Below are 22,565 nucleotides of genomic sequence, written 5' to 3'. Positions count from 1 at the left end.
TTGTTTATTCAGCTTTTTCTTTTTTCCAGATAAGCCGTTTCTCTACGACCTCTTCTGCAAAGATCAGGAATGCATATGATGCATACGAGAAGACTGCCGGTACCAGCAGATGTTCATCAGGAACCTTCCGGGCATTGGTGTTTCCAATGATCCTGACAAAATCGAGAGCATATAATGCATCGTCACTCAGGATACCTGTGCGGCCGATCACGCCGCAGAGGGTCCCGAACTTTGTGTTGTCGGCACGAACTTTCTGATATTTACAGATAAGTTCGGCAACCTCAGCCGTGATGTCACAGAGTTTTCTGGCAGCGGTCTCGGATTTTTTCTGGCGGGATATCGGTTCGAGATCGCGGAAAACCGGATGGATCGCAGCGATTTCAATAAACCGTTTCATCCGCATCTCATACCCGGAGAGGACAGCCGATCGTTCATAGATACTTTTTTCCAGATCAATGCCTCTTTCTCTGGGAAGGGAATACCTAATCAGGAGAGATGAGCCAACGCCGCCGGATGGAACGGAGAGAATCGCATCGCCGATGTTCTGCATATCGTAAAGCGCGTTGCTGCACATCGAAAGCCTGTTTGAAGCTTTGAGTGTTTTATGCAGTTCTCCTGCCGTGACTTCGAGATGTGACTCTCCGCGTTCGGTTGCCGCATCAAATCTGCGATATAATTCGTGATGAAAGTCAGATGCAGTCAGATTTCCGTTTTTTTCTGTCATGGTTTATCCAAAAAGACCAAAGAGGCCTTTCTTCTTTGCAACCTCGACCTCAATGACGAGATTGCCTTTTTTCTTCGGAGATAAGACTCCAAGTCCTTTTCCTTCAGGCGGGACAAAGCGGTCTCCCGTTTTTACACCGGCTGGTACGGTAATTTTGATGGTTTTATTGAAGAGAAGGGTGAGGGGGATCGTTCCGCCCTGCTCTGCGACTTTGGGCGGGATCTGCAGGTGACAGATCAGATTGTTTGTTGCATCATCGATCTCCCAGTTCTCCTCCGGGATCACTTTGAGATTGACATACAGATCGCCGCGGGGTTTTCCTTCGACCGGCACACCTTTGTTTTCGATTCTGTACCGTCTAACTCCCGGGTAGACTTTGATAACGACCTTCTCTCCTGCGACCTGCATAGGAATCTTGCCTTTTCCATATGCAGCGATAGACATGGATATCGGATATTCCGTTTCGATGTCCCCGCTTTTTGTAGGCATACCTGACATTTTTTTACCGCGGGGGGAAGGTGCATTGAGAGTGACTGCATGTTCGGCATCATAGGCTGCTTTGGATTCCGGATTGCTGAGAACCTCATACGCCGCCATTATCTTGAGCAGACGCTCGTTGTACTCCTGCTGTTTATTCTCGCTCGCACCCGCATGATCCGGGTGGAACTCCTTGACGAGAGCAACATAGGCTTTTTTTATCATTTCCGGCGTTGCATTTTCGGCTACGCCAAGAGTGTCATAGTGGGAATCGCCCATTCACTTATCTTATTGGTGTTATAAAGGATAGAACTTATCTCATATTCGAGCAATACATACCTGTATGTATATCGGAGTCGACCATGGGACAACGTCTCTTCGGTTCGCAACAGAAACCGGAAAACATCTGAAAATATCCCGGGAAGCGGCAAAAAAATTTGAACTTTCAGCTCTGGAGAAACTCTGCCCAATCAATGATATAGAGGGGTTCGCTGTATGCTATTCTATGGGAGATAATTTTTCCAAAATAACACCCATTGCTCAGTTAAAAAACCGGGGAGTCATCACTCGTGACGGTGCAGGTGAACACATCGGCGGAGGAACGCGGGTATTCGATGTCATAAAAGAGTCAGGGATTCCCGCAGTCGTGATCCCGGGAATTCACCGGGGGTCTGATACAGATCCCAGATTCAAAGTATATTCCCATCAGACCAGTCCGGAAAAACTCGGAATAGCATATCTTGCAAAACAAACTCTCCATGACACTTTTATCGTGTCAGACATCAGTTCCAACACAGTTTCACTCCTCGTTGTCAACGGAAAGATCGTCGGAGCTTTCGACGCATGCATCTTCGCGCCGGGAACACAACATGGAGCCCTTGATGTAGATGCGATCAGAAGAATCGATGAGGGCGAGTGTACGGCGAACGAGGCGTTCACTACCGCGGGAGTCTCGTGCCATCTTGAAGAGAAATACCAAAAGCCGGCCATCGCTATGTGGGCAGCAATGGAATGCGCTTCACTTCTTCTTCTTTCATGCGAGGCTCCGATTGCCTTAGCAGGCAGTCTTGCACCTGAATTAGCCGAGGAAATATCCGCATTACTCCAAAAACCAGTCATGGTGTATGACGAATGGGCAGCATCCGAGGGACTTGCGCTTGTCGCACATGATGTTTTTACCGGAACAAAGGAGATTCTGGGAATTCCGGTCATACTGCCCCGCAAATAATAATTCATCACCACCATGCATCTCTTTTTTCAAAGTGCGGTCTTTTTTAGGGAAATTTGCAAACAGTAAATTCATATTGATTAATCGTGATAAATATAAGTGTTATGAGAGAACTACGCATCCACGGAAGAGGTGGACAGGGCTCGGTAACGGCTGCCGAATTAATAGCAACAGCAGCATTTACCGCAGGCGTCTATTCCCAGGCATTCCCGGCGTTTGGTGTCGAACGCCGCGGTGCCCCCGTGCAGGCATTTGTGCGGTTCAGCGATGAAAAAATCCGCCTTCGAAGTCAGATATATGAACCGGACTACATCATCGTCCAGGACAGTACGTTAATTCACGATGTGAATGTATTTTCAGGCATGTCAGAGGGGGGAATTGCCATTATCAACACCGAAAAAGACGGAGCATACAATCTCCCAAAAGGTGTCAAACTGATCACCATTGACGCAACCAAGATTGCCCTTGAAGAAATAGGACTCCCCATCACCAATACAACTCTGATGGGTGCATTTGCTGCAGCAAGCGGAGAGATCACGCTCGAAGCTCTCAAAGGAGCAATCAAAGAGAGATTCGACAAGAAACTGGCAGACACCAACATCGCCGCAGCAAAACGTGCGTATGCAATGATAAAGGAGGGACGCGAATAATGGCACTTGGAATTGGCTGTACGGCACGTCCTGGTAACAGCAGAAACAACAAAACCGGTTCATGGAGGGTATTCTATCCGATTATGGACACGGAAAAATGTACGAAATGCGGAACATGTCAGTTGATATGTCCAGAGGGATGCATCAATCAGAATCCTGACAAGACCTATTCTATTGATCTTGACTACTGCAAAGGATGCGGTATGTGTGCTGAGGAATGTCCAGACAAAGCAAAGGCTATCAGCATGGTTAAGGAGGAAAAATAAATGACTATGGAAATAATGGAGGGCTCAATCGCCATCGCGGAAACCGTTCGTCTCTGCAGACCACAGGTCATCCCCGCATATCCGATCACTCCCCAGACACATATCGTTGAAGGACTTGCATCAATCATAGCAGATGGAAGACTTGACGCAGAATATATCTGTGTGGAGTCTGAATTCTCCGCTCTCTCTGCCTGTATCGGGGCATCAACCGCAGGAAGCAGAGTTTACTCAGCAACCACTTCACAGGGTCTCGCATTAATGACGGAGGTCGTATTCAATGCAGCTGGTATGAGACTCCCGATCGTCATGGGTATTGCAAACCGTGCAATTTCTGCACCGCTCTCTATCTGGAACGACCAGCAGGACTCTATTATGATGAGAGACTCAGGCTGGATCCAGTTGTATGCAGAAGACAACCAGGAAGCAATCGACATGCACATCCTCGCTTACAAAGTCTGCGAAGACCACAATATTCTGCTTCCGGCATTCGTCTGCTTTGACGGATTCATTCTTTCTCATGTGTATGAGCCGGTCGATCTCCCGTCACAGGAACTCGTTGATGAATTCCTTGGACCCTTCAATCCCTATCAGAAACTCGATCCAAAGGATCCGATCTCCTTTGGTATGTATGCAACACCTGAATACTACATGGAGTTCCGGTACGAACATGATCAGGCAGTCCATCGCGCAGCAGAAGCCATTAAAAAATACGGAAAAGAGTTCGGCGAAATGTTCGGCCGCGACTATTCTGAACTCGTCGTTGGTTACAAACTCGAAGATGCCGATATCGCATTAGTTGCAATGGGTTCCATCTGCGGGACCGTCAAAGATGCAATTGATGAGATGCGTGCTGACGGAAAGAAGGTCGGACTCTTAAATCTCCGCTGCTTCCGTCCATTCCCGTCGACCGACGTGGCAAAAGCTCTCGCTCATGTCAACACCATCGCAGTACTCGACAAAAATGTGAGTCTTGGTGCAAAAGGGGCCGTTGCAATCGAAATCAAAGAAGCCTGTTACGGCTCAAACATACCGGTCTACGATTACATCCTTGGTCTTGGCGGCCGTGATGTAAGAAAGAAAGACATAAAGAAGATCGTTGAACTCGCTGAGAAAGGTGAAGGCGACATGTTCTACGGATTACGTGAGGAGGTGCTCTGAAATGGTAGACAGATCTATTGAAAACTTTGAGTGCGGGCACAGAGCCTGCGGCGGCTGCGGAGTATCATCTGCAGTTCGTATGATCCTGAAAGGTTACGGCGAGAACACAATCGTAGTCAACTCAACCGGATGCCTGGAAGTCTTTTCTACTCCATATCCGGAAACAGCGTGGAAAACTCCCTGGATCCACTCATTGTTTGAAAACGCATCAGCAGTAGCATCAGGTATCGAAGCATCCCTCAAAAAGCAGGGGCGCCTGGACACAGAAAAGATTCTCATCTTCGGAGGAGATGGAGCAACCGTCGACATTGGAACACTGTGTATCTCCGGTGCATTTGAACGCGGACATGACTTCACGTACATCTGTTACGACAATGAAGCATACATGAACACAGGAATCCAGCGGTCAGGATCAACACCGTACGATGCAGACACGACCACATCTCCAGCTGGAAAATGTTCGACAGGAAACAGCCTGCCGAAGAAAGATTACCCGCAGATCCTCGTCGCACACGGTTCTCCCTACGTTGCAACAGCATCCATGGCTTACCCCGCCGATCTGATGAAGAAGGTCGAAAAGGCAAGAAACATCAAAGGTCCCTGCTATATCCAGGTACACACACCGTGCTGTACAGGATGGGGATATGACGGCGCCAAAACAATGGAGATCGGGAGAATGGCAGTCGCATGCGGACTCTGGGTCAATTACGAAGTCATTGACGGAGAACTTACAACTGTTAAAAAAGTGAAGAGAGTTCCGGTCGATGATTATCTCAAAGCCCAGAAACGTTTCCGTCACTTATTCAAACCCGTAAGAAACGATGCTGAGATCGCAAAGATCCAGGCCATCGCAGATAAAAATGCCAAGAAGTACGGCATTGATATTGAATAAGATCAGTATCAGAAAATAATTCCAATCTTTTTTTCAAATCAATTCACTTAGCCAAAATACATTTGCAGACACTCACACAAATCAAAGATGGTATGAGTGATTTAAAAAACGTAAAAAAGAAAGGAAAATAGTCGGTTTTTAGAAATCCGGCATCGGCTTTCTTTTCAGTCTCAGATACCTGACGCCTGCAATCATAAACACAACTCCCCATATCCCTAGGAAAAGATAGAGAAGTGGTTCGCGCACGTCGTCATAAAATGTGAGAGAGGCAGTATTCGTATTCTCAAAGGTGACCATCGAACCATAGGATACGTTGTCTGAAGAAGATACGACCCCTCCATTACCAACCGTACCTAAGATCAGATGTCCTGTCTGAAACCTTTCAGGAAGATAGACCGAAACATTGTACGGCTCGGCATATCTCAGATAAACCAGGCCGTTCTCGATTTTTGCAGAATAATTCAACGTGTAGTTCCCTGCTGGAAACGAGACGGTTTTTCCATTCTGGGTAAATTCGACAACACCGCTCTCGTTCTGGATCGTCAGATTGTCGACGGAAAGGGCGACCTCCTCACCTAAAAATCCCGGCTTCACTAGGAGAAATGTACTCTGATTGATCAGAGTAGCATTCGCCGTCAGAACGGTCCCGTCATCCGATACAAAATACATTGCAGAATTTGCAGCCGCAGGAGCTGCAAACAAAGCAAGTAGAATCACAAAGATGCTTACAATACAGCAAGCAGTGCTTCGATGGTCGGGTCGATCTCGATTGGTGGGGCGCATTGTTTGATTACGGATTCTGGATCTTTCAGCAGGTGACCTGTCACGACACAGACAATCTTTTCATCCTTGTCAAGAAGTCCCATCGCTGCCATCTTACGAATACCTGCAACCGAAGCTGCAGATGCGGGTTCTACACCGATACCTTCGTATCTGGCGAGATCACGCTGCATAGCAAGGATCTCAGCATCGGTCACGGACTCAGCAGTTCCACCGGTCTCACGAATTGCACGGAGAGCCTTCTCAGCATTCACTGGAGCTCCGATACGGATAGCCGAGGCAACCGTCTCAGGGTTCTGTTCAACAACGACCTCAGAAAGATTACCTTTGATTGCAGCAACGACCGGAGCTGCGCCCTCAGCCTGGATTGCAGTCATCTTCGGAAGACGGTCAATGTATCCGATCTCCTTCCACTCACAAAGTCCTTTGTAGACAGCAGAGATATTACCGGCATTTCCTACCGGCAGAACGATCCTGTCGGGAACACAGCCAAGCTGATCGACAATTTCAAACCCAATGGTCTTCTGTCCTTCAAGACGATAAGGATTGATGGAGTTCAGCAGATAGATCCCATGGGAGAGACAGAGTTCGTGAACCATCTCAAGCGCGCGGTCAAAGTTACCTCGAATCGAGATGACTTTCGCACCATGCATAAGTGCCTGGGCAACTTTTCCAAGCGCAACGTGACCGGCTGGGAGTAAAACAATAGCCGGCATATTCGCTTTTGCTGCATAAACTGCCATAGATGCAGAAGTGTTTCCAGTGGAGGCGCAGGCAACGATATTTTTACCGAGCTGTTTTGCCATGGAAACACCAAGAGTCATGCCGCGGTCTTTGAAAGATCCCGATGGATTCATGCCCTCGTGCTTTGCATACAGATTGGTAAGACCCATCTCTTCACCAAGTCTTTTCAGATGGTAGAGCGGTGTTCCACCCTCCTGGAGGGTGACGGGTTCGATTTTAACCGGCAGGAACTCTTTGTAGCGCCAAAGAGAGATCGGGCGCTTTAAAAGTTCTTCATGGGTGATCGTGATCTTGCTCAGATCATATTTGACTGCAAGCAGATGGCCGCATTTCTCACAATTATACACTATAGCGTCAGGGGGATACTCAGCGCCGCAGTGTACACAGACGAGTTTATACATGATTATGTATTTGATTCTTCAGGATTAGAAGCTTATTCCCGGATCTCTTTTTTCGCCGGCACACCTGATGCTTTCAGGAAGATGACCCATAGTACAATCGGGACCATAAGTGTTGTCGGATAGACCAATTCTGCAGGGATGATGCCAGTGAGAGATAGAGCAATGAGAACAACAGCAGCTATCAGCAGGATGACGACAAATATCTTTGGCCGTGCATCGGTGCCGTCTCCTTTGACCCTGCCCCGCAGGCGACTGAAGCAAAATGGATAGAAGTAATGGATCCCGGAATTATCACAGGTGTCTTCAAGTAAGTGAAGGAAACAGCCTAGGAGAAATGCCGAGCCGAACACATAAATGAGGGAGTTGTTATACAGGAAATACAGATACGGAACGAATGAAAGCGCGAAGCATATGAGCCAGATATAGAATGTAACGAGGGCTGAGATGAGAAAAATACCTATTGGTGAGTGGGGAAGTTCACGATGTCCGTTTATAGCATATATTTTTTTACCGAAGAGTATGCGGAAAAGAAATTGAAGTGGTTTGTAGCAGGTATAGTAGAGAGCATAGCCGAATACCGGCGTGAGATGAAATTTTCTGCCGCCGGCTCCGGGAATTTCGGAATGATATATCGCGGCTTCTTTGCCTTTATCGATATCAGGGGTGAGGGAGCCAAAGAAAGTGCCAAGGAGGAGAATAAGCACAGCTGGAATTGATTCCAGAGTGAGGAGAGAATAAGTTAAGGGCGCAAGGATAACGAGCATTGTTGCCATGGTGAGGGTGATATGGGTTATACCTTTCATTTGTTGGAGAAGTATTTCTTTTATAGGGAAATAAGGAGAGGGGTTACAGCCATTTGGGCCAGGGGAGCCCGAAAGTTGTTACCATGCCGGCAATTTCATCACGAATACCGTGATCAAGTTTGAGTAAGACGAAGACGTAGATAAGAGCGCCGATGACCACCAGGATAAGGGTGACGACTACGTTGTCAAGAGGGACAAATTGTATGTAAATGAATACAAAGAGGGCCATGATGAGAGAAGCGATGATTATGTGAGCAATCGGGAGGAGTTCAATGCGGATGGAAATGTATCTTTTGAGGAGATGCGAAATCAGGATAGCGTTCAGGCTGAAACTAATAAGTGTGGCCAATGCAGCCCCATTGATCCCAAAGATCGGAATCAGAGTCACATTTAGAGCAATGTTAAGGAGAGCAGCGATGCTGGCGGCATAGAATGCCTGGCGGGCATGATCAGATGCAGTAAGTGCAACGCCAAGAAGCAGGGTGAACACTGAGATTATCTGCATGATGAGAAGAATCGAACATACCGTTGACCCTTCTGCAAAATCGGCCCCATAGAAGAAGTATAGCAATCGTTCTGAGAGAAGGATGCCGCCAAAAGCCACTGGAATGGCTAATAGTAGAGAGAAGGTTATCCCACGGGTGATTACAGGAGCAATTTTGTCCATCTGATTATTTGCACTCCAATGACTTATTTTCGGGGTGAGAGTCGTAGCAATTGCAACTGAAAGAAATGCAGCAAGTGAGGTAAACTGATATGCGGTACGATATACTCCCACATCACCATTGGTCATGAAGTAACCTATGAAAATAGTATCAGCATATGCAAAAACTATGGATCCGGTCCCGATCAGAAATATCCAGAATCCATACGTGGCAAGGCTCCTAATGTGACGAAAACTGAATTTTGCAGGTTTAAAAGTGAAGTATTTGAGACAGATAATACCGGATATGAGGATGCCCACAATGAATCCACCATATAAGCCGAAAACAGAGAATCCTAGAAGAACAGCTATGATCTGGAATAAGATTCTGAAAAATTCACTAATACCATTAGATAAACTGTATACTCCAACATGACCCAAACCATAAACACCATAGGTTACAGTGTGACCAAAAAATGAGGCTGAAAGTGCAATGATGATCCAGAGAACAAGATCATACGACTGCAGATCGATAAAGTATGGACTAAGCAAAAGAAGGAGGAGAGTCGAAACAAGGATGAGAAGAGCACGAAGAGTCGTATAAGCGGTCAAATATCCATTCTGATCATTTCCCTCGGATATTCGTTTAACGGCGGCCTGACCAAATCCCCCATCCCCGATCATATTGAATACCCCATAATAAGCAAGAAAAAGATAGTAAACTCCCATCAGATCTTTTCCAAGAAGGTGGGAAAAGAGCATGGTGGAGATGAATCCAAAAAGAGTTATACCTATCGTTGAGATGAGGGATAAGGTGCTCTGGCGTTGTATTGCCGGAATACGCATGATATTGGAAACGATAGGATTTGACATATATTATGAGTTGACTACTCCTAATTTATATGCCCATGAAGATGAAATAAGTATACTATAAATAAAAGATGTAACCATGAATATTTTCACTGTTTAGATATTAATTGAGCATGCCCCCTAAGTAGAGAATCAGGTTAAATATGAGCATTACTGAACTTATACAATATGCACGATTTATAATATCAAAAATACTCCACCCCAATATAATTCATTTAAATAACCAAAATAACAGTAAAAAATTTGTTTTACTATCATATATCACAAATCCGTTTAGAATGAGTCCGAATAATTCCAGATTTAATCATCATTCCAATAAATGGGAATGCAGAAAAATGGCAAACATATGGTTAAAACATGGATATAATGTAGATGTGATTGATTGGAATAACACTCATTTTATTCCAAAAAGAAACTACGCAATATTCATTGATATACATGCAAATATGGAACGTCTAACCCCATTTCTGAAAAATTCCAAAAAAATTTTGCACATCACCGGAGCACATTGGAAATTCCAGAATACTGCTGAAACAAAACGACTCTCTGACTTGAAATCAAGAAGAGGTTTCTCACTAAAACCAAGACGCCAAGTTACTCCATGTAATGGCATTGAATACGCAGATTGTGCAACAATACTGGGCAACAAATTTACGCAGGATACATACGCCTTTTCAAAAAAGGTCTTATATCCCATACATCTCTCAACATCACTTCTCTTTCCCCATTATGAAAAAGATTTCACAAAAATTAACAAAAATTATCTTTGGCTTGGGAGTACAGGGATGGTACATAAAGGACTTGATTTAGTATTGGAAGCTTTTAGTCAATTGCCAGATTATAACTTAATCGTATGCGGACCAGTTGACATGGAGAAAGACTTTGAAAATGCATATTTCAAAGAACTTTATCAATCATCAAACATAAAAACACTAGGATTTGTATCTTTAGACAGTAAGGACTTTCTGGATACTATTCAGAATACAGTTGGACTGATATATCCATCATGCTCTGAAGGACAGGCAGGAAGTGTAATATCTTGCATGCATGCCGGATTAATTCCTATAATCAGTTATGAATCCGGAGTTGACACTGGAGATTTTGGATGTACATTATCTGAAAACACCATAGATGCAATTATTGAGGCGGTAATTTCATTATCTCAAAAACCAACTGAAGAACTCAGAATTATGTCATATAAATCATGGTCTTATGCTAGAGAATATCACACACGGGAAATGTTTTCAAAAGATTATGAAGATTTTGTTGAGAAAATCCTTAATAAAACAGAATCATTTTAATCATTATTCAGCAACGTTTAGATATCCCATAATATGATGTGATATATGACATAGTGATAAATATTAATGTTATGCAGACATTTTTATTTTATATTATGGGTGAGTTAACTTGAATCAAAAAATAATTTCACTCGGCGAAACACTGCTACCCTCTCAGTTATATCCTCTTGCACGGCGATACTTAGCATGGAGGAAATTACTGAAAGACGCAAAAATGATCTCATTCATCCAAGAATATTATGCAAATATTGATGTTGATTCTGAGATTGCCGAGGTTCTAAATCATCTTCCCATATGTGGTATAACAATGCATCCCTACGAGTGGGGATCACTATTCAATGAAGACTACACAGCTAAATTTGAAGCGATAGAAGTATTACATGATAGGGATCGAGGGCTTCCGTATACTTTTTTGGATGGTAAACGATTATATTTTCCCCGTTCAATGAGTGATTATGGAATTAAAAGGAGTTATTACGGATTACAGGAGATCGAGCAACACCCACAATCACCCCACCGATATTTAACAGAAACATTTGATGTGCAAAATGATGATATCGTAGTTGATTGCGGAGTGGCCGAGGGTAATTTTGGACTAAATATTGTTGATCGAGTCAAAAAACTCTATCTATTTGAACCTGAAGAGATATGGATGGAGCCATTACAAGCAACATTTGCTCCATGGAACAATAAAGTAGTCATTGTTCAGAAATATCTCTCAGATATAACAGATGATATGAATATTTCATTAGATGATTATTTTGCAGACAAAGAATATCCAACATTCCTGAAACTTGATGTTGAAGGATATGAAGGACGTCTTCTGTGCGGAGCGGAAAAGATACTTTCGTCACATAGCATCAAAAAAGTAGCTACATGTACGTATCATTATCATGACGATGAAAAAAAGCTTGGGGACCTTCTTCGTTCACATGGCTTTGTCACAAAACATTCCCAAGGTTATATGATTGTTGGATTAGATGTTATTCGCCCACCCTATCTCCGTCGTGGTGTAATCAGAGCAACGAAAAACTGATGGAAATGTAATCCTCTTTTTCACTCAGAATCTTATTTTGAATCAAGCACCTTTAGATAAACTCTCTTAGTCTCTTCCGCACATTTATTCCAGGAGAAATTATTGAGTTGCTTGTAACCATCAGATATCATGTTATTTCGTAATTTATTATCATAAAGAACCCGATAAACAGCCTTTCTTATGGATTCTGCAGATTTTGGCTCAAAATAAATTACTGCATCGCCGCCAACTTCCGGGAAACAACTCGTATTACTACAAATTACAGGACAACCACAAGAAAATGCCTCTAATGTGGGCAAACCAAAGCCTTCATTCAAAGATGGATAGACAAATGCGACAGCATGCTGATATAATGAAATCAATTTTTCATTGCTTACAAACTCCTGATGAACCTTATGCAGAATTCCAAGAGATTTCAAAAATTTCACTTCATCTCCACTAAACTGCCCGCCTCCGACACACACCAATTCACAGAGATTCGCTTGAAGAATTGGATGAATAGCATTTACAAAATGGTAAAAATTCTTATATCCACCACGTTCTCCGACATAAAGCAGATATTTATTGTTAGACTCATCTAACGATAATGTTGGGGAAATTAAATATCTCTCAAATAAAGAACCAAGATACACAACATCAATACAATCAGGATCTACGTTGTAATATGTAACTAAATCATTCTTGGTACACTCTGAAATAGCAATTAGATGGGTTGCATTTTCTACGAGTACGTGCATATTTGCACGTACATCCGTTGACAAGGGAAAAAACTCCGGATAAATATCATACGTTAAATCATAAATGGTAAGTACATAGGGTTTTTTACCAATATACTCTAGAAAATACGAATCAAATGATGTTGGGTGAAATATATCAAAATCCCCTTTCTTTATTTGTGAGAGACTAAGCCTTTTTATCCCTGAAAGATATTTTGCCGGACTAACATGAAAGTGACTATACATCATGTCCACAATGGAATCACGCAAGCGCCAGTTTACTGGTTTTCGTTCCGAAAAATACAGATTCCGATAATCCTCATTTCGACAATACCCACGGGGAACGATCGGTTCTATATCCTCAACATTATAACATTGAATCAATTCAGAGAAATACCGGGGCACTCCACCATATTTTGTCCGCAAAAATGCCTGATAATCATATAATACTTTCATTCAATACTCCTCATTTAATAAAAAAACTATTTGCATAATTATCTCAGTCTAAATTTTTATCCATCTATCCGGGATAATATTATTCTTCGTCCCATCATTATACCATCTCTCCGGACACACTACAATTTTATCCTCATAATCCCCAAGCCAGGCACCCCACCAGCTAAATGAACTATTTGCCGTAATAAAATGATTACATAGTGACATTAAGCGCAAATCTTCATAATCAGTCTCACCATTATTATGTGTCATATAATATGCCGGAAAGCAAATTGGAATATGTTCACGTGTCCAAAGGATATCGTCAGAGAAAACAATAAATGCGGGGTTATCAACCCTATCTACAATATAATTAATCGCTCTATTATAATAGTCAATGCTACAAGTACCTACATGTTGCCTTGCAACAGAATCAGTTACATAATCTCCCCTACGTACATGCAAACAAATAGTATTATGCTTCGAAATAAATTCACCCCACTTTATATTTTCAGGAGAAGGAGAAGTTAATACTCGCAAATCATTTTTGATAACAACAGCGTATTTATCAAAATATTTCTCAGACTGCCAATTCCCATCAAGATAGAGATTTCCTACCAGATCAAATTTATCTGGTTGTGATTCAAACATGGTTTCATGGATATAATGAGAATGGTAAATCGGACTAGGAATCTTTTGAAATAGATTTTCGGATACAAAATTAATCATCTTCGGCATCTTCCATGCACCCTGACATATAACTGACATTAATGAAGCAGGTAATCTGGAGTAATGAATGAAATTACCTGTAATATTGAAATGATTCAGTTTACACTCTCTTTTGGCAGTCCAACAATGTGGATAATCATAAAATGATGAATCTAGGATGAGCTTATCATCTCTCTCAATAGAGACGGAACGTCCAACTGCATACTGGAATAACTGATTCCCCAATCCTCCAAGCAACCTGACTGTGATCATTCAGTGCTTACCGTTGTTGAGTGTACCACTCTATCGTCTTCTTCAGTCCATCGTCAAAACCGACCTTCGCCTTGAATCCAAACTCCCTTTCCGCTACACTCACATCCAGCATCCGTCTCGGTTGACCATCCGGCTTACTCGTATCCCAAATGATCTCACCTTCAAAATCTGTCAGTTCTGCAATCAGATCAACGAGCTCCTTTATTGTTATCTCCATACAGGAACCGATGTTTACCGGATCCGGCTTATCATACTTTTGAGCTGCAAGAACGATGGCCCGTGCTGCATCATCCACAAACAAAAATTCCCGAGATGCCGCACCAGTCCCCCAAACCTCAACCTTATCCGACCCAATCTCCTTCGCATCAATGAATTTCTTGATCAATGCCGGAATCACGTGGGAACTATCCAGATTGAAATTATCCCCCGGACCATACAGATTCACCGGCAGGAGATAGATCGCATCGAATCCATACTGCTGGCGATACGACTGAGCCTGAACAAGCATCATCTTCTTCGCAAGACCGTAAGGTGCATTTGTTTCCTCAGGATACCCATTCCATAATTCCTCTTCACGGAATGGAATCGGCGTAAACTTTGGATATGCACAGATCGTTCCGACAGCTACAAACTTGTCCACGCTATTTTGGCGGGCAGCTTCAATCAATTGGATCCCCATGATTGCATTATCATAAAAAAGGGACCCTGGATTATTCATATTGTAACCAATACCACCAACGGATGCAGCCAGGTGGATCACCAGATCCACTCCCTTTGTCACCGATAAACAATTCTCCCATACACGGAGATCGATATCGCGGCTTCTCGGAATGATAATATTCTCTTTTTTTGCGCCTGATGTTATGAGATGCTTTACGACATTCGAACCGAGGAAACCAGCGCCGCCGGTTACCAGAATGATCTTGTCTTCAAAATGCATATCACTCATTTAATCTCCTCCCCACCATTTATTCGGATACAACTTTGCAAGAGCCGCATCGCCTTCACCTATCGGCTCCAGTCTTGCTGCACGGAAATCCGAATCGACCATGAGCCTCGTAAGATCACCAAAGGTTACTTTTGGTTCCCAGCCAAGAATCTTCTTTGCCTTACTTGAATCACCGATAAGATTTTCCACCTCTGTTGGACGGAAATACTGCGGATCGATTCTGACATGATCCTCCCAATTCAAACCAGCGTATTTGAATGCCTCTTCGAGGAATTCTTTTACCGAGTTGGTCTGACCAGTACTCACCACATAATCATCCGGTGTATCCTGCTGAAGCATCATCCACATCGCTTCAACATATTCCGGCGAGAAACCCCAGTCGCGACGTGCATCGAGATTTCCCATATAGAGATACTTCTGTTTGCCTGCAACGATATTTGCAAGACCACGGGTGATCTTTCTCGTTACAAATGTCTCGCCGCGACGGGGTGATTCATGATTGAAAAGAATTCCGTTGCAGACAAACATATTATATCCATCACGATAATTACGTGACATGTAATACGCATACACTTTCGCACACGCATACGGACTGCGGGGCCAGAACTTGGTCCCCTCATTCTGAGGCGGTGGGGTTGCGCCAAACATCTCAGAACTTGATGCCTGATAGAATCTAATATCCTGACCGCTTTTCCTGATGGTTTCAAGGAGTCTTGCGGTTCCAAGTCCGGTGACATTCCCGGTGTACTCGGGCGTGTCAAAACTCACCCGCACGTGACTCTGGGCACCGAGGTGGTAGACTTCCGAGGGTTTGATATTGTAGATGATATTGGAGATCTGTTCTGTATCCGAAAGATCCCCGTAGTGAAGGATCAGTTTCGGGTCATCATGCGGATCCTGATAGATGTGATCAAGACGGGAGGTATTGAATGTTGAGGCGCGGCGGATAAGACCGTGTACTTCATATCCTTTATGGAGAAGGAGTTCAGCGAGATAGGAGCCGTCCTGACCAGTGATACCTGTAATGAAAGCGGTTTTTGTAATATGAATCACCTGATTGATTAGTATATGGATGAGAAAGCTATTTACAACTTATTCTCTACTATGTAAGTATGTCTAATCACCTTTTTTCATTAGACATTTCAACAAAGAAAAAAAATGTTTTAGTTTCACTGACACATATAATTTAGTGACTATTTTCTAAACTTTGTACAAGACATTCCTTATTCTCTGCACCTAAACAGATTTAATAGGTAATTTAACACTGCAAAACCGAATAATAGTTATTCACAGACTTTTTCTAATGCAAGAGCATACAAATAAAACGAATCAACTCCTCTTATCTAACAACGTTAAGGAAAGTGCAAAAATTTTAGTAGCAATCATTCAAACAATAAATTGCAGATTGCATTATATTATATCTCAAAAGAAACAGTGATGACATAGCAAAATATATTAATAATACACTGACTGCGTGAGTGATGAACATTAGAAAAACAGCATTGATTACTGGCATTACCGGGCAAGATGGATCATATCTTGCAGAATTCTTGTTAAGCAAGGGTTACGTTGTTCATGGATTAAGCAGAAAATCCCTCCAAATTGAGACAAAGTCTAAGAATATGGGATCTGCACAAAATATTACTGTACATCACGGCGATTTATCCGATGATAAGTTAATTAAAACTCTTATCACAGAAATAATGCCGGATGAAGTCTACAATCTCGCAGCACAAAGTCATGTTGGATCCAGTTTTACCTGCCCTGCATACACAGGAAATATAACTGGTCTTGGTACTGCGAGATTATTGGAAGCAATCCTAAAGAGTGGAAAAAATATCAAATTTTACCAAGCTTCCAGTAGTGAGATGTTCGGTTTAACTCCCCCACCTCAAAATGAATCAACACTTCTTCACCCAAGAAGTCCGTATGCCTGTGCAAAAGTGTATGCACATTATCTCACCCAAAACTATAGAGAAAGTTACAATACGTTTGCCTGCAGTGGTATTCTCTTTAACCATGAGTCTCCACGTAGAGGGGAAGATTTTGTTACTCGAAAGATAACGCAAGGTGTTGCATCAATTATTGCAGGGAAACAAAATGAAATTATCATGGGAAACCTTGATGTGAAACGCGACTGGGGTTACGCACCAGAATACGTGCAAATAATGTGGACCATGCTTCAGCAGGATACACCGGATGATTATGCGATTGGAACAGGCAATAGTCATTATATTCGAGAATTTGTGGAAAAAGCGTTTGAATATGCTGATTTAAACTGGGAAAAATATATACATTTTGACAAAACGTTATTTCGTCCATCTGAAGTGGATAATGTAATTGCTGACACCAGAAAAGCAACCAAAATATTGGGATGGAACCCAAAAATTACCTTTCAGGATCTTATAAAAATTATGGTTGATGCGGATATGCGCAACATAGGATTGGAACCCATAGGAGAAGGAGATCAGAAAATAACCCAGCATTTCCCAAATAGATGGTGGATTTTTGATTAAAAACAGATTTTATTTACACAAAAATTTATTTTTCAATAAGATAGAACGATGAGTCTATCTGACCTAGATGAAAAGTATCTCTTTCTGGGAATCTATAACTAAAAATGATTCTTCTGATAATACTCCATGATGTTTAAACAATCTCATAATGCAGATAAATGAAAATCATTTAAGAGTTATGAAATACACAACCCTTTTGATTGTAATCATTCATATTATACATACAGGAGATACCTTATGTACACAATAATTCTCGCCGGCGGTTTTGGCACACGCCTCTTTCCTTTGAGCAGGAGTAATTATCCCAAGCAGTTCATCCCGCTTTTTGGAGAAAAATCACTCTTCCAAAAGGCGGTTTTGCGTGCTTCTTTATTTTCAAAACCGGAAGAGATCTTTGTCGTGACAAATGACACACACAAGTTTCTTGTTGAAGACCAGCTCAATCAAATCATCATTCCCTGCAATGTGCTGGAAGAACCCTGCGGGAAAAATACCCTCCCGGCAATTACATATGCCACCCTTAAGATCCATGAAATAGATAACAATGCAATAATTCTCGCCCTCTCTTCAGATCAGCTTCTTGATGAGACGGAAACCTACAATCAAGCAATCAAAGCTGCAGAAAAACTTACGAAGAAATATATTGTCACGTTTGGCATCGTCCCTACCACCCCTCACACAGGATACGGATATATCCGACCCGGAGACAAACTCGAAGGAGGCTACAAGGTATCGGCCTTTGTGGAAAAACCCGATAAACATACTGCAGAAAAATATCTGAAAGAAAGATACCTCTGGAACGCCGGGATATTTTGTTTCTCAGCAAATTTCTTTTTAGATGAATGCAGGAAATATGCTCCAGAAGTTTTCAATGCATTCAGCCACAACGTAGCAAAGGCATACGAACTTACACCAAAGATTTCGATTGATTATGGTTTGCTGGAGAAAACTCCCAACGTTGCAGTCGTGCCATTATCAACTGCATGGAACGACCTCGGTAGTTTTGAAGCATTATATTCAATAAGTGAGAAGGATATTAATAGTAATGTGGTGAACGGAGAGTACATCACACCGGATGGAAAAAACAATATCATCATATCAGACAAACTGATTTCCACTATTGGCATTTCCGAGATGGCGATCATCGACACGGCAGACGTCCTAATGATCTGTCCAAAAAATCAGACGCAGAAGATTGGGGAGATCACCGAACAGCTTCGCCAGAAAAATGATGACAGGGTTGTTAACCACACTATTGTTCATCGGCCATGGGGAACATACACAACTCTGCTACGAAGCAAAACATTCCTTATTAAAAAACTAGTTGTCGCTCCGCACAAACGAATTTCTCTTCAATATCATAATCACCGGAGTGAACATTGGGTCGTGGTAGGCGGAATCGCGGAAGTCACGAATGGAGAAAATACCTTTCTTGTCAGAACTGGCGAGAGCACATTTGTCCCCGCGAATACAATTCACCGGCTTGCAAATCCCGGAGATGTTCCACTTGAGGTTGTCGAAGTGCAAAATGGAGACCTTCTGACAGAAGAGGATATTGTCAGATGTGATGATGATTATCAGAGAAAATAATGGATGCGAACACTATTTTTTCTCAAGATCGAAAACAATCGTGGGAACACATCCCCCACACCCTCCTCATCTCCCTCACCCCATCCACATCCACCTCACCCGAGCATCCTCCTTCAAACACACCTCCATCACTTACGACCCTCCCTTCATAATCGCATACCATACTCCGCCCGCAGTAATCCGTACCCGAAACAGGATCATACCCCATACACGCAGCCCCGATAACAAATCCTCTATTCTCCAGTCCACGCGCCCGAAGTAAAAGCTCCCAGTCTGCGACCCGTGCAGCAGGCCAGGCAGCCTGGACCAGAACACATTCGCATCCCAATCTCAGATACTCCCGAAACAACTCCGGAAACCGCAGATCAAAACAGATCGCACACCCGAACTTGACGCCGCCGTACTCAAACGTCACCGGCTCGGCACCGGGTGAAAAACACCGATCCTCTTTTCCAGGCACAAACAGATACATCTTAGAGTACTCGACGATGACCTCGCCGGTCGGACCGCACGCGAGCATCGTATTTTGCGGCAAACCTCCCGCCACGGTTTTCTGATACGAACCAACAACGCAGACCTTATGCTTCGCTGCAAGGGCAAGCCACCGATTTTTCACCGCCTCACCCGAGATCGGCGAAGGGGCAGGTCGCCACCCGGTCGCAAACTGTTCGGAAAATACCACCATATCTGCCTTCCGGGAATTTTCTGCAAGAAAAGCATCAGCTTTGACAAAAGCCGCATCAACATCATCCCATACCTGAATCAACTGGGCACAACAGACTCGCATACTAACTATAACGCTTGTCCAACAAAAAAAAGATTTGGATGGAATTACTCTTTCTTATCTTTAACGAACTTTACTTTAACAACTTTTTCCTTCGTCTTGTTCGAGACGTACCCGATCCAGACCGTAAAGACAACGGCAATGATCGTCACAAAACCGGCATACCCCAGCATTGCCGGGACACTGCTCTGGTCTCCAAAAATCTCCTTAAAGACCGCTTGGATCGCGGTGTTCCATGCAAGAGCCGCAACCAGACCAAAAGCCGCGGTGATCAGCGCAGCAAGTTTATCAATAACATCTACAGATAATGACATGATAGAGAAATAGGAAAAATAAGTATTTAAATGATTTTAAAAAAATTAGTGCTCTTTTGTAACTTTCCTAACTACACCCGACACACCAGGGATAGCATACTTCTTTTCAAGCCAGCGGACCCCTAACGTCGTGATCGTCACGAGAACCAGATAAAAGATACCCACGGCCGCAAAAGCCTCGAAGAACATAAAATACTTACTTGCAATGATTTTTGCTGCACCGGTTAGCTCAATCACCGCGACCACATACGCAAGTGAAGAGTATTTTATCAGATAGATGAACTCGTTTGAGACGCCCGGAAGGGCACGGCGGAGTGCCTGCGGGACCACCACATACAAAACTCCCTGTGCCTTCGTCATACCAAGAGACCTGGCCGCAAGCAGCTGACCGCGTTTGATCGACTGAAGTCCTCCGCGGAGATACTCTGAGTTATATGCCGAGTTACACAAAATGAATCCGACGAGAGCCGACATAAACGAGCCCAAGACGATCCCAACCGACGGCAGACCAAAATACAGGATGAACAGCAGGACCAAAAGCGGACAGCCGCGGAAAAATATCACATACAGTTTTGCAAGCCATTTGACCGGCGTTGGACCGTAAACTCTGGATACAGCCACCAGAAGACCGAGTAGGAACCCGAAAGGCGCCGTCATGATCACGAGCTGCATCGTCACCACTAACCCATTCCAGAGAGCAGGAAGCAGAATATCCTGCCAGAACGGGATCTGGGAGATGAAAGAGTCCAGGGCACTCTGGAAAAATCCGCTCAGCCCGTCTAGAGGCACTGGTGTATTGGTCAGATTATCCATATCACTCGTCTGCGTAACTGCCCATAAACGCACGTGTTTTTACAAAGTTCGGGCTTGTCGGTATCTCCGACGGCGGACCATGTTCAACGATCTCGCCTTTCTCCATCAGGTAGATCTCGGTAGCAAAGGAGGTTGCAAACTTCATCTCATGCGTAACGACGATACAGGTCATCCCCTGGGCTGCAAGGGTCCGCATTACCTCCATAACCTCACGCTTCAGTTCAGGATCAAGAGCCGAGGTAGGTTCATCGAAAAGCATGACCTCGGGATCCATGGCAAGTGCCCGGGCAATCGAAACACGCTGGGCCTGACCTCCGGATAACTGCGCGGGATAAAAGGCTGCACGATCTGCCATGCCGACCTGCTCCAACTCATACATCGCCTTTTCGCGTGCAGATTTTTTATCCATCTTTTTCACTTTCAGCAGGGCAAGTTCCACGTTTCTGACTGCCGTCAGATGATCGAAAAGGTTGAAATTCTGAAAGACCATCCCCATCTTCTGCCGATATTCATTGATCTTTTTCCCGGAGTTAACGATCTCCTCGCCGTTCAGATACACAAACCCGCTGTCGGGAAGGGTCAACTGGTTGATGCACCGGAGAAGCGTGGATTTCCCGGTACCTGACGGACCGACGAAAACCTTCTTCTCTCCTTTGTGTATCTCGAATGAAACGGATTTAAGGACCTCAAGATCGCCGTACGACTTACAGAGGTTCTCAACTTTGAGAATAGGGACATCGCTCATAAACACTCAGCCTCGTTGTTGCCGAATCCCGGGATCCGGACTTTCTTTTCCACATATTGAATGATCATCATGCCACCGTAATTTAACAGAATGAATATGACTGCGCAGGTGAGATACAGCAGCATAGGCTCACCGGTCCGGGAAATCACCTGACTCGTTCTGGTCAGAAGTTCAGCCACACCGATCACATAGGCAACCGATGAATCCGTCAGCAGAACCGGATACTCGTTCGACCAGCCGGGGAGGGAAAGACGAAGCGACTGGGGCAGAACTATCGAGCGGATCGCCTGCCACCGGGTCATTCCGAGGGAGCGTGCGGCAAGCATCTGACCTTCAGACAATGACTGGATAGCTCCCCTGAAGATCTGGGACTGATATGCTGCACTCCTGAGACCTAACACGGTGACGGCCACACCGAATACCGGCATATCAAAGCCCATGAACGGGAAGAGCGCGAAGTAAAACAAAAACAGTAAGACGATATTGGGGAGTCCGCGGAAGAACCAGACATAGACACCGACGAACCAGCGGACCGGCTGCGGGCCGTAGACCTGGCCTAGAGTCAGGACGATTCCGCAGATAAAACCGATTAAGAGGGAGAGACCCACTAAAAGAAGGGTCACCCCTACTCCTCCCAAGAGATACCCTGCGGAGTTCGTTACTGCGGAAATCGACTCAAACATATTATCTAAAAACCCAAAAGACTGTTACTCATTTTATTGGACCTTCCATCTGAAAAAAGGTATGGA

24 protein-coding genes are annotated in these 22,565 nt (G+C 43.8%); 9 read left to right on the top strand and 15 right to left on the bottom strand.

What is annotated here, in order from left to right; all coding sequences use genetic code 11:
- Nucleotides 1-4 precede the first annotated feature (4 nt).
- Nucleotides 5-724, bottom strand: coding sequence for a hypothetical protein (locus tag Q7J08_RS06650; protein ID WP_304910912.1), 720 nt, complete (start codon nucleotides 722-724; stop codon nucleotides 5-7).
- Between the two features lie 3 nt (nucleotides 725-727).
- On the bottom strand, nucleotides 728-1,480 hold the full coding sequence (locus Q7J08_RS06645) for a DnaJ C-terminal domain-containing protein (RefSeq protein WP_304910911.1): 753 nt from the start codon (nucleotides 1,478-1,480) through the stop codon (nucleotides 728-730).
- 64 nt (nucleotides 1,481-1,544) lie between these two features.
- Between Q7J08_RS06645 and Q7J08_RS06640 the strand changes: the two genes are divergently transcribed.
- The 5 genes from Q7J08_RS06640 to Q7J08_RS06620 all read left to right on the top strand — a co-directional run bounded on the left by Q7J08_RS06640 (nucleotide 1,545) and on the right by Q7J08_RS06620 (nucleotide 5,395).
- The gene (locus Q7J08_RS06640; RefSeq protein ID WP_304910910.1) at nucleotides 1,545-2,429 is read left to right on the top strand and encodes a methanogenesis marker 12 protein; all 885 of its coding nucleotides are present in this window, start codon (nucleotides 1,545-1,547) and stop codon (nucleotides 2,427-2,429) included.
- A gap of 104 nt (nucleotides 2,430-2,533) precedes the next feature.
- Nucleotides 2,534-3,079: a pyruvate ferredoxin oxidoreductase subunit gamma gene (locus Q7J08_RS06635; RefSeq protein ID WP_304910909.1), complete on the top strand. Its 546-nt coding sequence runs from the start codon at nucleotides 2,534-2,536 to the stop codon at nucleotides 3,077-3,079.
- The gene (locus Q7J08_RS06630) at nucleotides 3,079-3,345 is read left to right on the top strand and encodes a 4Fe-4S binding protein (protein WP_304910908.1); all 267 of its coding nucleotides are present in this window, start codon (nucleotides 3,079-3,081) and stop codon (nucleotides 3,343-3,345) included. The genes Q7J08_RS06635 and Q7J08_RS06630 overlap by 1 nt, the downstream gene beginning before the upstream one ends.
- A complete protein-coding gene (gene porA, locus Q7J08_RS06625; protein WP_304910907.1) occupies nucleotides 3,346-4,503 on the top strand; it encodes a pyruvate synthase subunit PorA in 1,158 nt (385 codons plus the stop codon).
- 1 nt (nucleotide 4,504) lies between these two features.
- Nucleotides 4,505-5,395 (top strand): thiamine pyrophosphate-dependent enzyme, encoded by an 891-nt coding sequence (locus Q7J08_RS06620; RefSeq protein WP_304910906.1) that lies wholly within the window; start codon nucleotides 4,505-4,507, stop codon nucleotides 5,393-5,395.
- Nucleotides 5,396-5,533: 138 nt separating this feature from the next.
- On the opposite strand, the gene Q7J08_RS06615 is transcribed toward Q7J08_RS06620, so the two are convergent.
- Genes Q7J08_RS06615 through Q7J08_RS06600 form a run of 4 tightly spaced genes read right to left on the bottom strand, consistent with a single transcriptional unit; the run spans nucleotide 5,534 to nucleotide 9,639 of the window.
- On the bottom strand, nucleotides 5,534-6,064 hold the full coding sequence (locus Q7J08_RS06615) for a DUF5803 family protein (RefSeq protein WP_304910905.1): 531 nt from the start codon (nucleotides 6,062-6,064) through the stop codon (nucleotides 5,534-5,536).
- Between the two features lie 56 nt (nucleotides 6,065-6,120).
- Nucleotides 6,121-7,320: a threonine synthase gene (gene thrC, locus Q7J08_RS06610; protein WP_304910904.1), complete on the bottom strand. Its 1,200-nt coding sequence runs from the start codon at nucleotides 7,318-7,320 to the stop codon at nucleotides 6,121-6,123.
- 32 nt (nucleotides 7,321-7,352) lie between these two features.
- On the bottom strand, nucleotides 7,353-8,123 hold the full coding sequence (locus tag Q7J08_RS06605; RefSeq protein ID WP_304910903.1) for a metal-dependent hydrolase: 771 nt from the start codon (nucleotides 8,121-8,123) through the stop codon (nucleotides 7,353-7,355).
- 43 nt (nucleotides 8,124-8,166) lie between these two features.
- Entirely contained in the window at nucleotides 8,167-9,639 is a 1,473-nt protein-coding gene (locus tag Q7J08_RS06600) for a flippase (protein WP_304910902.1), read from the bottom strand.
- A gap of 140 nt (nucleotides 9,640-9,779) precedes the next feature.
- On the opposite strand from Q7J08_RS06600, the gene Q7J08_RS06595 reads away from it, so the two are divergent.
- Both Q7J08_RS06595 and Q7J08_RS06590 read left to right on the top strand, forming a co-directional pair.
- A complete protein-coding gene (locus Q7J08_RS06595) occupies nucleotides 9,780-10,937 on the top strand; it encodes a glycosyltransferase (protein WP_304910901.1) in 1,158 nt (385 codons plus the stop codon).
- Between the two features lie 214 nt (nucleotides 10,938-11,151).
- Nucleotides 11,152-11,973 (top strand): FkbM family methyltransferase, encoded by an 822-nt coding sequence (locus tag Q7J08_RS06590; protein ID WP_304910900.1) that lies wholly within the window; start codon nucleotides 11,152-11,154, stop codon nucleotides 11,971-11,973.
- A 32-nt stretch (nucleotides 11,974-12,005) separates the two neighbouring features.
- Here Q7J08_RS06590 and Q7J08_RS06585 read toward each other — a convergent pair whose 3' ends face one another.
- The 4 genes from Q7J08_RS06585 to gmd (Q7J08_RS06570) are packed head-to-tail and all read right to left on the bottom strand — an operon-like array spanning nucleotide 12,006 to nucleotide 16,107.
- Nucleotides 12,006-13,145: a glycosyltransferase family 1 protein gene (locus Q7J08_RS06585; protein WP_304910899.1), complete on the bottom strand. Its 1,140-nt coding sequence runs from the start codon at nucleotides 13,143-13,145 to the stop codon at nucleotides 12,006-12,008.
- A 48-nt stretch (nucleotides 13,146-13,193) separates the two neighbouring features.
- Nucleotides 13,194-14,105, bottom strand: coding sequence for an alpha-1,2-fucosyltransferase (locus Q7J08_RS06580; RefSeq protein WP_304910898.1), 912 nt, complete (start codon nucleotides 14,103-14,105; stop codon nucleotides 13,194-13,196).
- Between the two features lie 7 nt (nucleotides 14,106-14,112).
- Nucleotides 14,113-15,054 (bottom strand): GDP-L-fucose synthase, encoded by a 942-nt coding sequence (locus Q7J08_RS06575; protein WP_304910897.1) that lies wholly within the window; start codon nucleotides 15,052-15,054, stop codon nucleotides 14,113-14,115.
- Nucleotides 15,055-16,107 carry a GDP-mannose 4,6-dehydratase gene (gene gmd / locus Q7J08_RS06570; protein ID WP_304910896.1) on the bottom strand — a complete coding sequence of 351 codons (1,053 nt, stop codon included), beginning with the start codon at nucleotides 16,105-16,107 and terminating at the stop codon, nucleotides 15,055-15,057.
- Nucleotides 16,108-16,535: 428 nt separating this feature from the next.
- Here gmd (Q7J08_RS06570) and gmd (Q7J08_RS06565) point away from each other — a divergent pair, with 428 nt between their 5' ends.
- Entirely contained in the window at nucleotides 16,536-17,570 is a 1,035-nt protein-coding gene (gene gmd / locus Q7J08_RS06565) for a GDP-mannose 4,6-dehydratase (RefSeq protein WP_304910895.1), read from the top strand.
- Nucleotides 17,571-17,807: 237 nt separating this feature from the next.
- On the top strand, nucleotides 17,808-19,160 hold the full coding sequence (locus tag Q7J08_RS06560; protein ID WP_304910894.1) for a mannose-1-phosphate guanylyltransferase/mannose-6-phosphate isomerase: 1,353 nt from the start codon (nucleotides 17,808-17,810) through the stop codon (nucleotides 19,158-19,160).
- Nucleotides 19,161-19,182: 22 nt separating this feature from the next.
- Here the strand turns inward: Q7J08_RS06560 and Q7J08_RS06555 are convergent, their stop codons facing one another.
- Genes Q7J08_RS06555 through Q7J08_RS06535 form a run of 5 tightly spaced genes read right to left on the bottom strand, consistent with a single transcriptional unit; the run spans nucleotide 19,183 to nucleotide 22,499 of the window.
- Entirely contained in the window at nucleotides 19,183-19,947 is a 765-nt protein-coding gene (locus tag Q7J08_RS06555) for a carbon-nitrogen hydrolase family protein (protein ID WP_304910893.1), read from the bottom strand.
- Between the two features lie 44 nt (nucleotides 19,948-19,991).
- Entirely contained in the window at nucleotides 19,992-20,258 is a 267-nt protein-coding gene (locus tag Q7J08_RS06550; RefSeq protein ID WP_304910892.1) for a DUF5654 family protein, read from the bottom strand.
- A 45-nt stretch (nucleotides 20,259-20,303) separates the two neighbouring features.
- A complete protein-coding gene (locus Q7J08_RS06545) occupies nucleotides 20,304-21,071 on the bottom strand; it encodes an amino acid ABC transporter permease (protein ID WP_304910891.1) in 768 nt (255 codons plus the stop codon).
- A 1-nt stretch (nucleotide 21,072) separates the two neighbouring features.
- On the bottom strand, nucleotides 21,073-21,816 hold the full coding sequence (locus tag Q7J08_RS06540; protein ID WP_304910890.1) for an amino acid ABC transporter ATP-binding protein: 744 nt from the start codon (nucleotides 21,814-21,816) through the stop codon (nucleotides 21,073-21,075).
- The gene (locus Q7J08_RS06535) at nucleotides 21,813-22,499 is read right to left on the bottom strand and encodes an amino acid ABC transporter permease (protein WP_304910889.1); all 687 of its coding nucleotides are present in this window, start codon (nucleotides 22,497-22,499) and stop codon (nucleotides 21,813-21,815) included. The genes Q7J08_RS06540 and Q7J08_RS06535 overlap by 4 nt, the downstream gene beginning before the upstream one ends.
- Nucleotides 22,500-22,565 lie beyond the last annotated feature (66 nt).

Source organism: Methanocorpusculum sp., from assembly GCF_030655665.1.
GTDB lineage: Archaea > Halobacteriota > Methanomicrobia > Methanomicrobiales > Methanocorpusculaceae > Methanocorpusculum.
The sequence above is the reverse complement of the archived record's forward strand: the minus strand, read 5'-3'. Positions and strand labels throughout refer to the sequence as shown.

What these genes read in the sequence shown, in the direction of transcription:
- Q7J08_RS06600 (WP_304910902.1), bottom strand. Translation starts at nt 9,639, where the DNA reads ATGTCAAATCCTATCGTTTCCAATATCATGCGTATTCCGGCAATACAA.
- Q7J08_RS06585 (WP_304910899.1), bottom strand. Translation starts at nt 13,145, where the DNA reads ATGAAAGTATTATATGATTATCAGGCATTTTTGCGGACAAAATATGGT.
- Q7J08_RS06605 (WP_304910903.1), bottom strand. Translation starts at nt 8,123, where the DNA reads ATGAAAGGTATAACCCATATCACCCTCACCATGGCAACAATGCTCGTT.
- Q7J08_RS06595 (WP_304910901.1), top strand. Translation starts at nt 9,780, where the DNA reads ATGAGCATTACTGAACTTATACAATATGCACGATTTATAATATCAAAA.
- Q7J08_RS06580 (WP_304910898.1), bottom strand. Translation starts at nt 14,105, where the DNA reads ATGATCACAGTCAGGTTGCTTGGAGGATTGGGGAATCAGTTATTCCAG.
- Q7J08_RS06575 (WP_304910897.1), bottom strand. Translation starts at nt 15,054, where the DNA reads ATGAGTGATATGCATTTTGAAGACAAGATCATTCTGGTAACCGGCGGC.
- Q7J08_RS06590 (WP_304910900.1), top strand. Translation starts at nt 11,152, where the DNA reads ATGATCTCATTCATCCAAGAATATTATGCAAATATTGATGTTGATTCT.
- Q7J08_RS06545 (WP_304910891.1), bottom strand. Translation starts at nt 21,071, where the DNA reads ATGGATAATCTGACCAATACACCAGTGCCTCTAGACGGGCTGAGCGGA.
- Q7J08_RS06620 (WP_304910906.1), top strand. Translation starts at nt 4,505, where the DNA reads ATGGTAGACAGATCTATTGAAAACTTTGAGTGCGGGCACAGAGCCTGC.
- Q7J08_RS06560 (WP_304910894.1), top strand. Translation starts at nt 17,808, where the DNA reads ATGTACACAATAATTCTCGCCGGCGGTTTTGGCACACGCCTCTTTCCT.
- Q7J08_RS06635 (WP_304910909.1), top strand. Translation starts at nt 2,534, where the DNA reads ATGAGAGAACTACGCATCCACGGAAGAGGTGGACAGGGCTCGGTAACG.
- Q7J08_RS06535 (WP_304910889.1), bottom strand. Translation starts at nt 22,499, where the DNA reads ATGTTTGAGTCGATTTCCGCAGTAACGAACTCCGCAGGGTATCTCTTG.
- Q7J08_RS06540 (WP_304910890.1), bottom strand. Translation starts at nt 21,816, where the DNA reads ATGAGCGATGTCCCTATTCTCAAAGTTGAGAACCTCTGTAAGTCGTAC.
- Q7J08_RS06640 (WP_304910910.1), top strand. Translation starts at nt 1,545, where the DNA reads ATGTATATCGGAGTCGACCATGGGACAACGTCTCTTCGGTTCGCAACA.
- Q7J08_RS06645 (WP_304910911.1), bottom strand. Translation starts at nt 1,480, where the DNA reads ATGGGCGATTCCCACTATGACACTCTTGGCGTAGCCGAAAATGCAACG.
- Q7J08_RS06550 (WP_304910892.1), bottom strand. Translation starts at nt 20,258, where the DNA reads ATGTCATTATCTGTAGATGTTATTGATAAACTTGCTGCGCTGATCACC.
- Q7J08_RS06615 (WP_304910905.1), bottom strand. Translation starts at nt 6,064, where the DNA reads ATGTATTTTGTATCGGATGACGGGACCGTTCTGACGGCGAATGCTACT.
- Q7J08_RS06650 (WP_304910912.1), bottom strand. Translation starts at nt 724, where the DNA reads ATGACAGAAAAAAACGGAAATCTGACTGCATCTGACTTTCATCACGAA.
- Q7J08_RS06555 (WP_304910893.1), bottom strand. Translation starts at nt 19,947, where the DNA reads ATGCGAGTCTGTTGTGCCCAGTTGATTCAGGTATGGGATGATGTTGAT.
- gmd (WP_304910895.1), top strand. Translation starts at nt 16,536, where the DNA reads ATGAACATTAGAAAAACAGCATTGATTACTGGCATTACCGGGCAAGAT.
- porA (WP_304910907.1), top strand. Translation starts at nt 3,346, where the DNA reads ATGACTATGGAAATAATGGAGGGCTCAATCGCCATCGCGGAAACCGTT.
- thrC (WP_304910904.1), bottom strand. Translation starts at nt 7,320, where the DNA reads ATGTATAAACTCGTCTGTGTACACTGCGGCGCTGAGTATCCCCCTGAC.
- Q7J08_RS06630 (WP_304910908.1), top strand. Translation starts at nt 3,079, where the DNA reads ATGGCACTTGGAATTGGCTGTACGGCACGTCCTGGTAACAGCAGAAAC.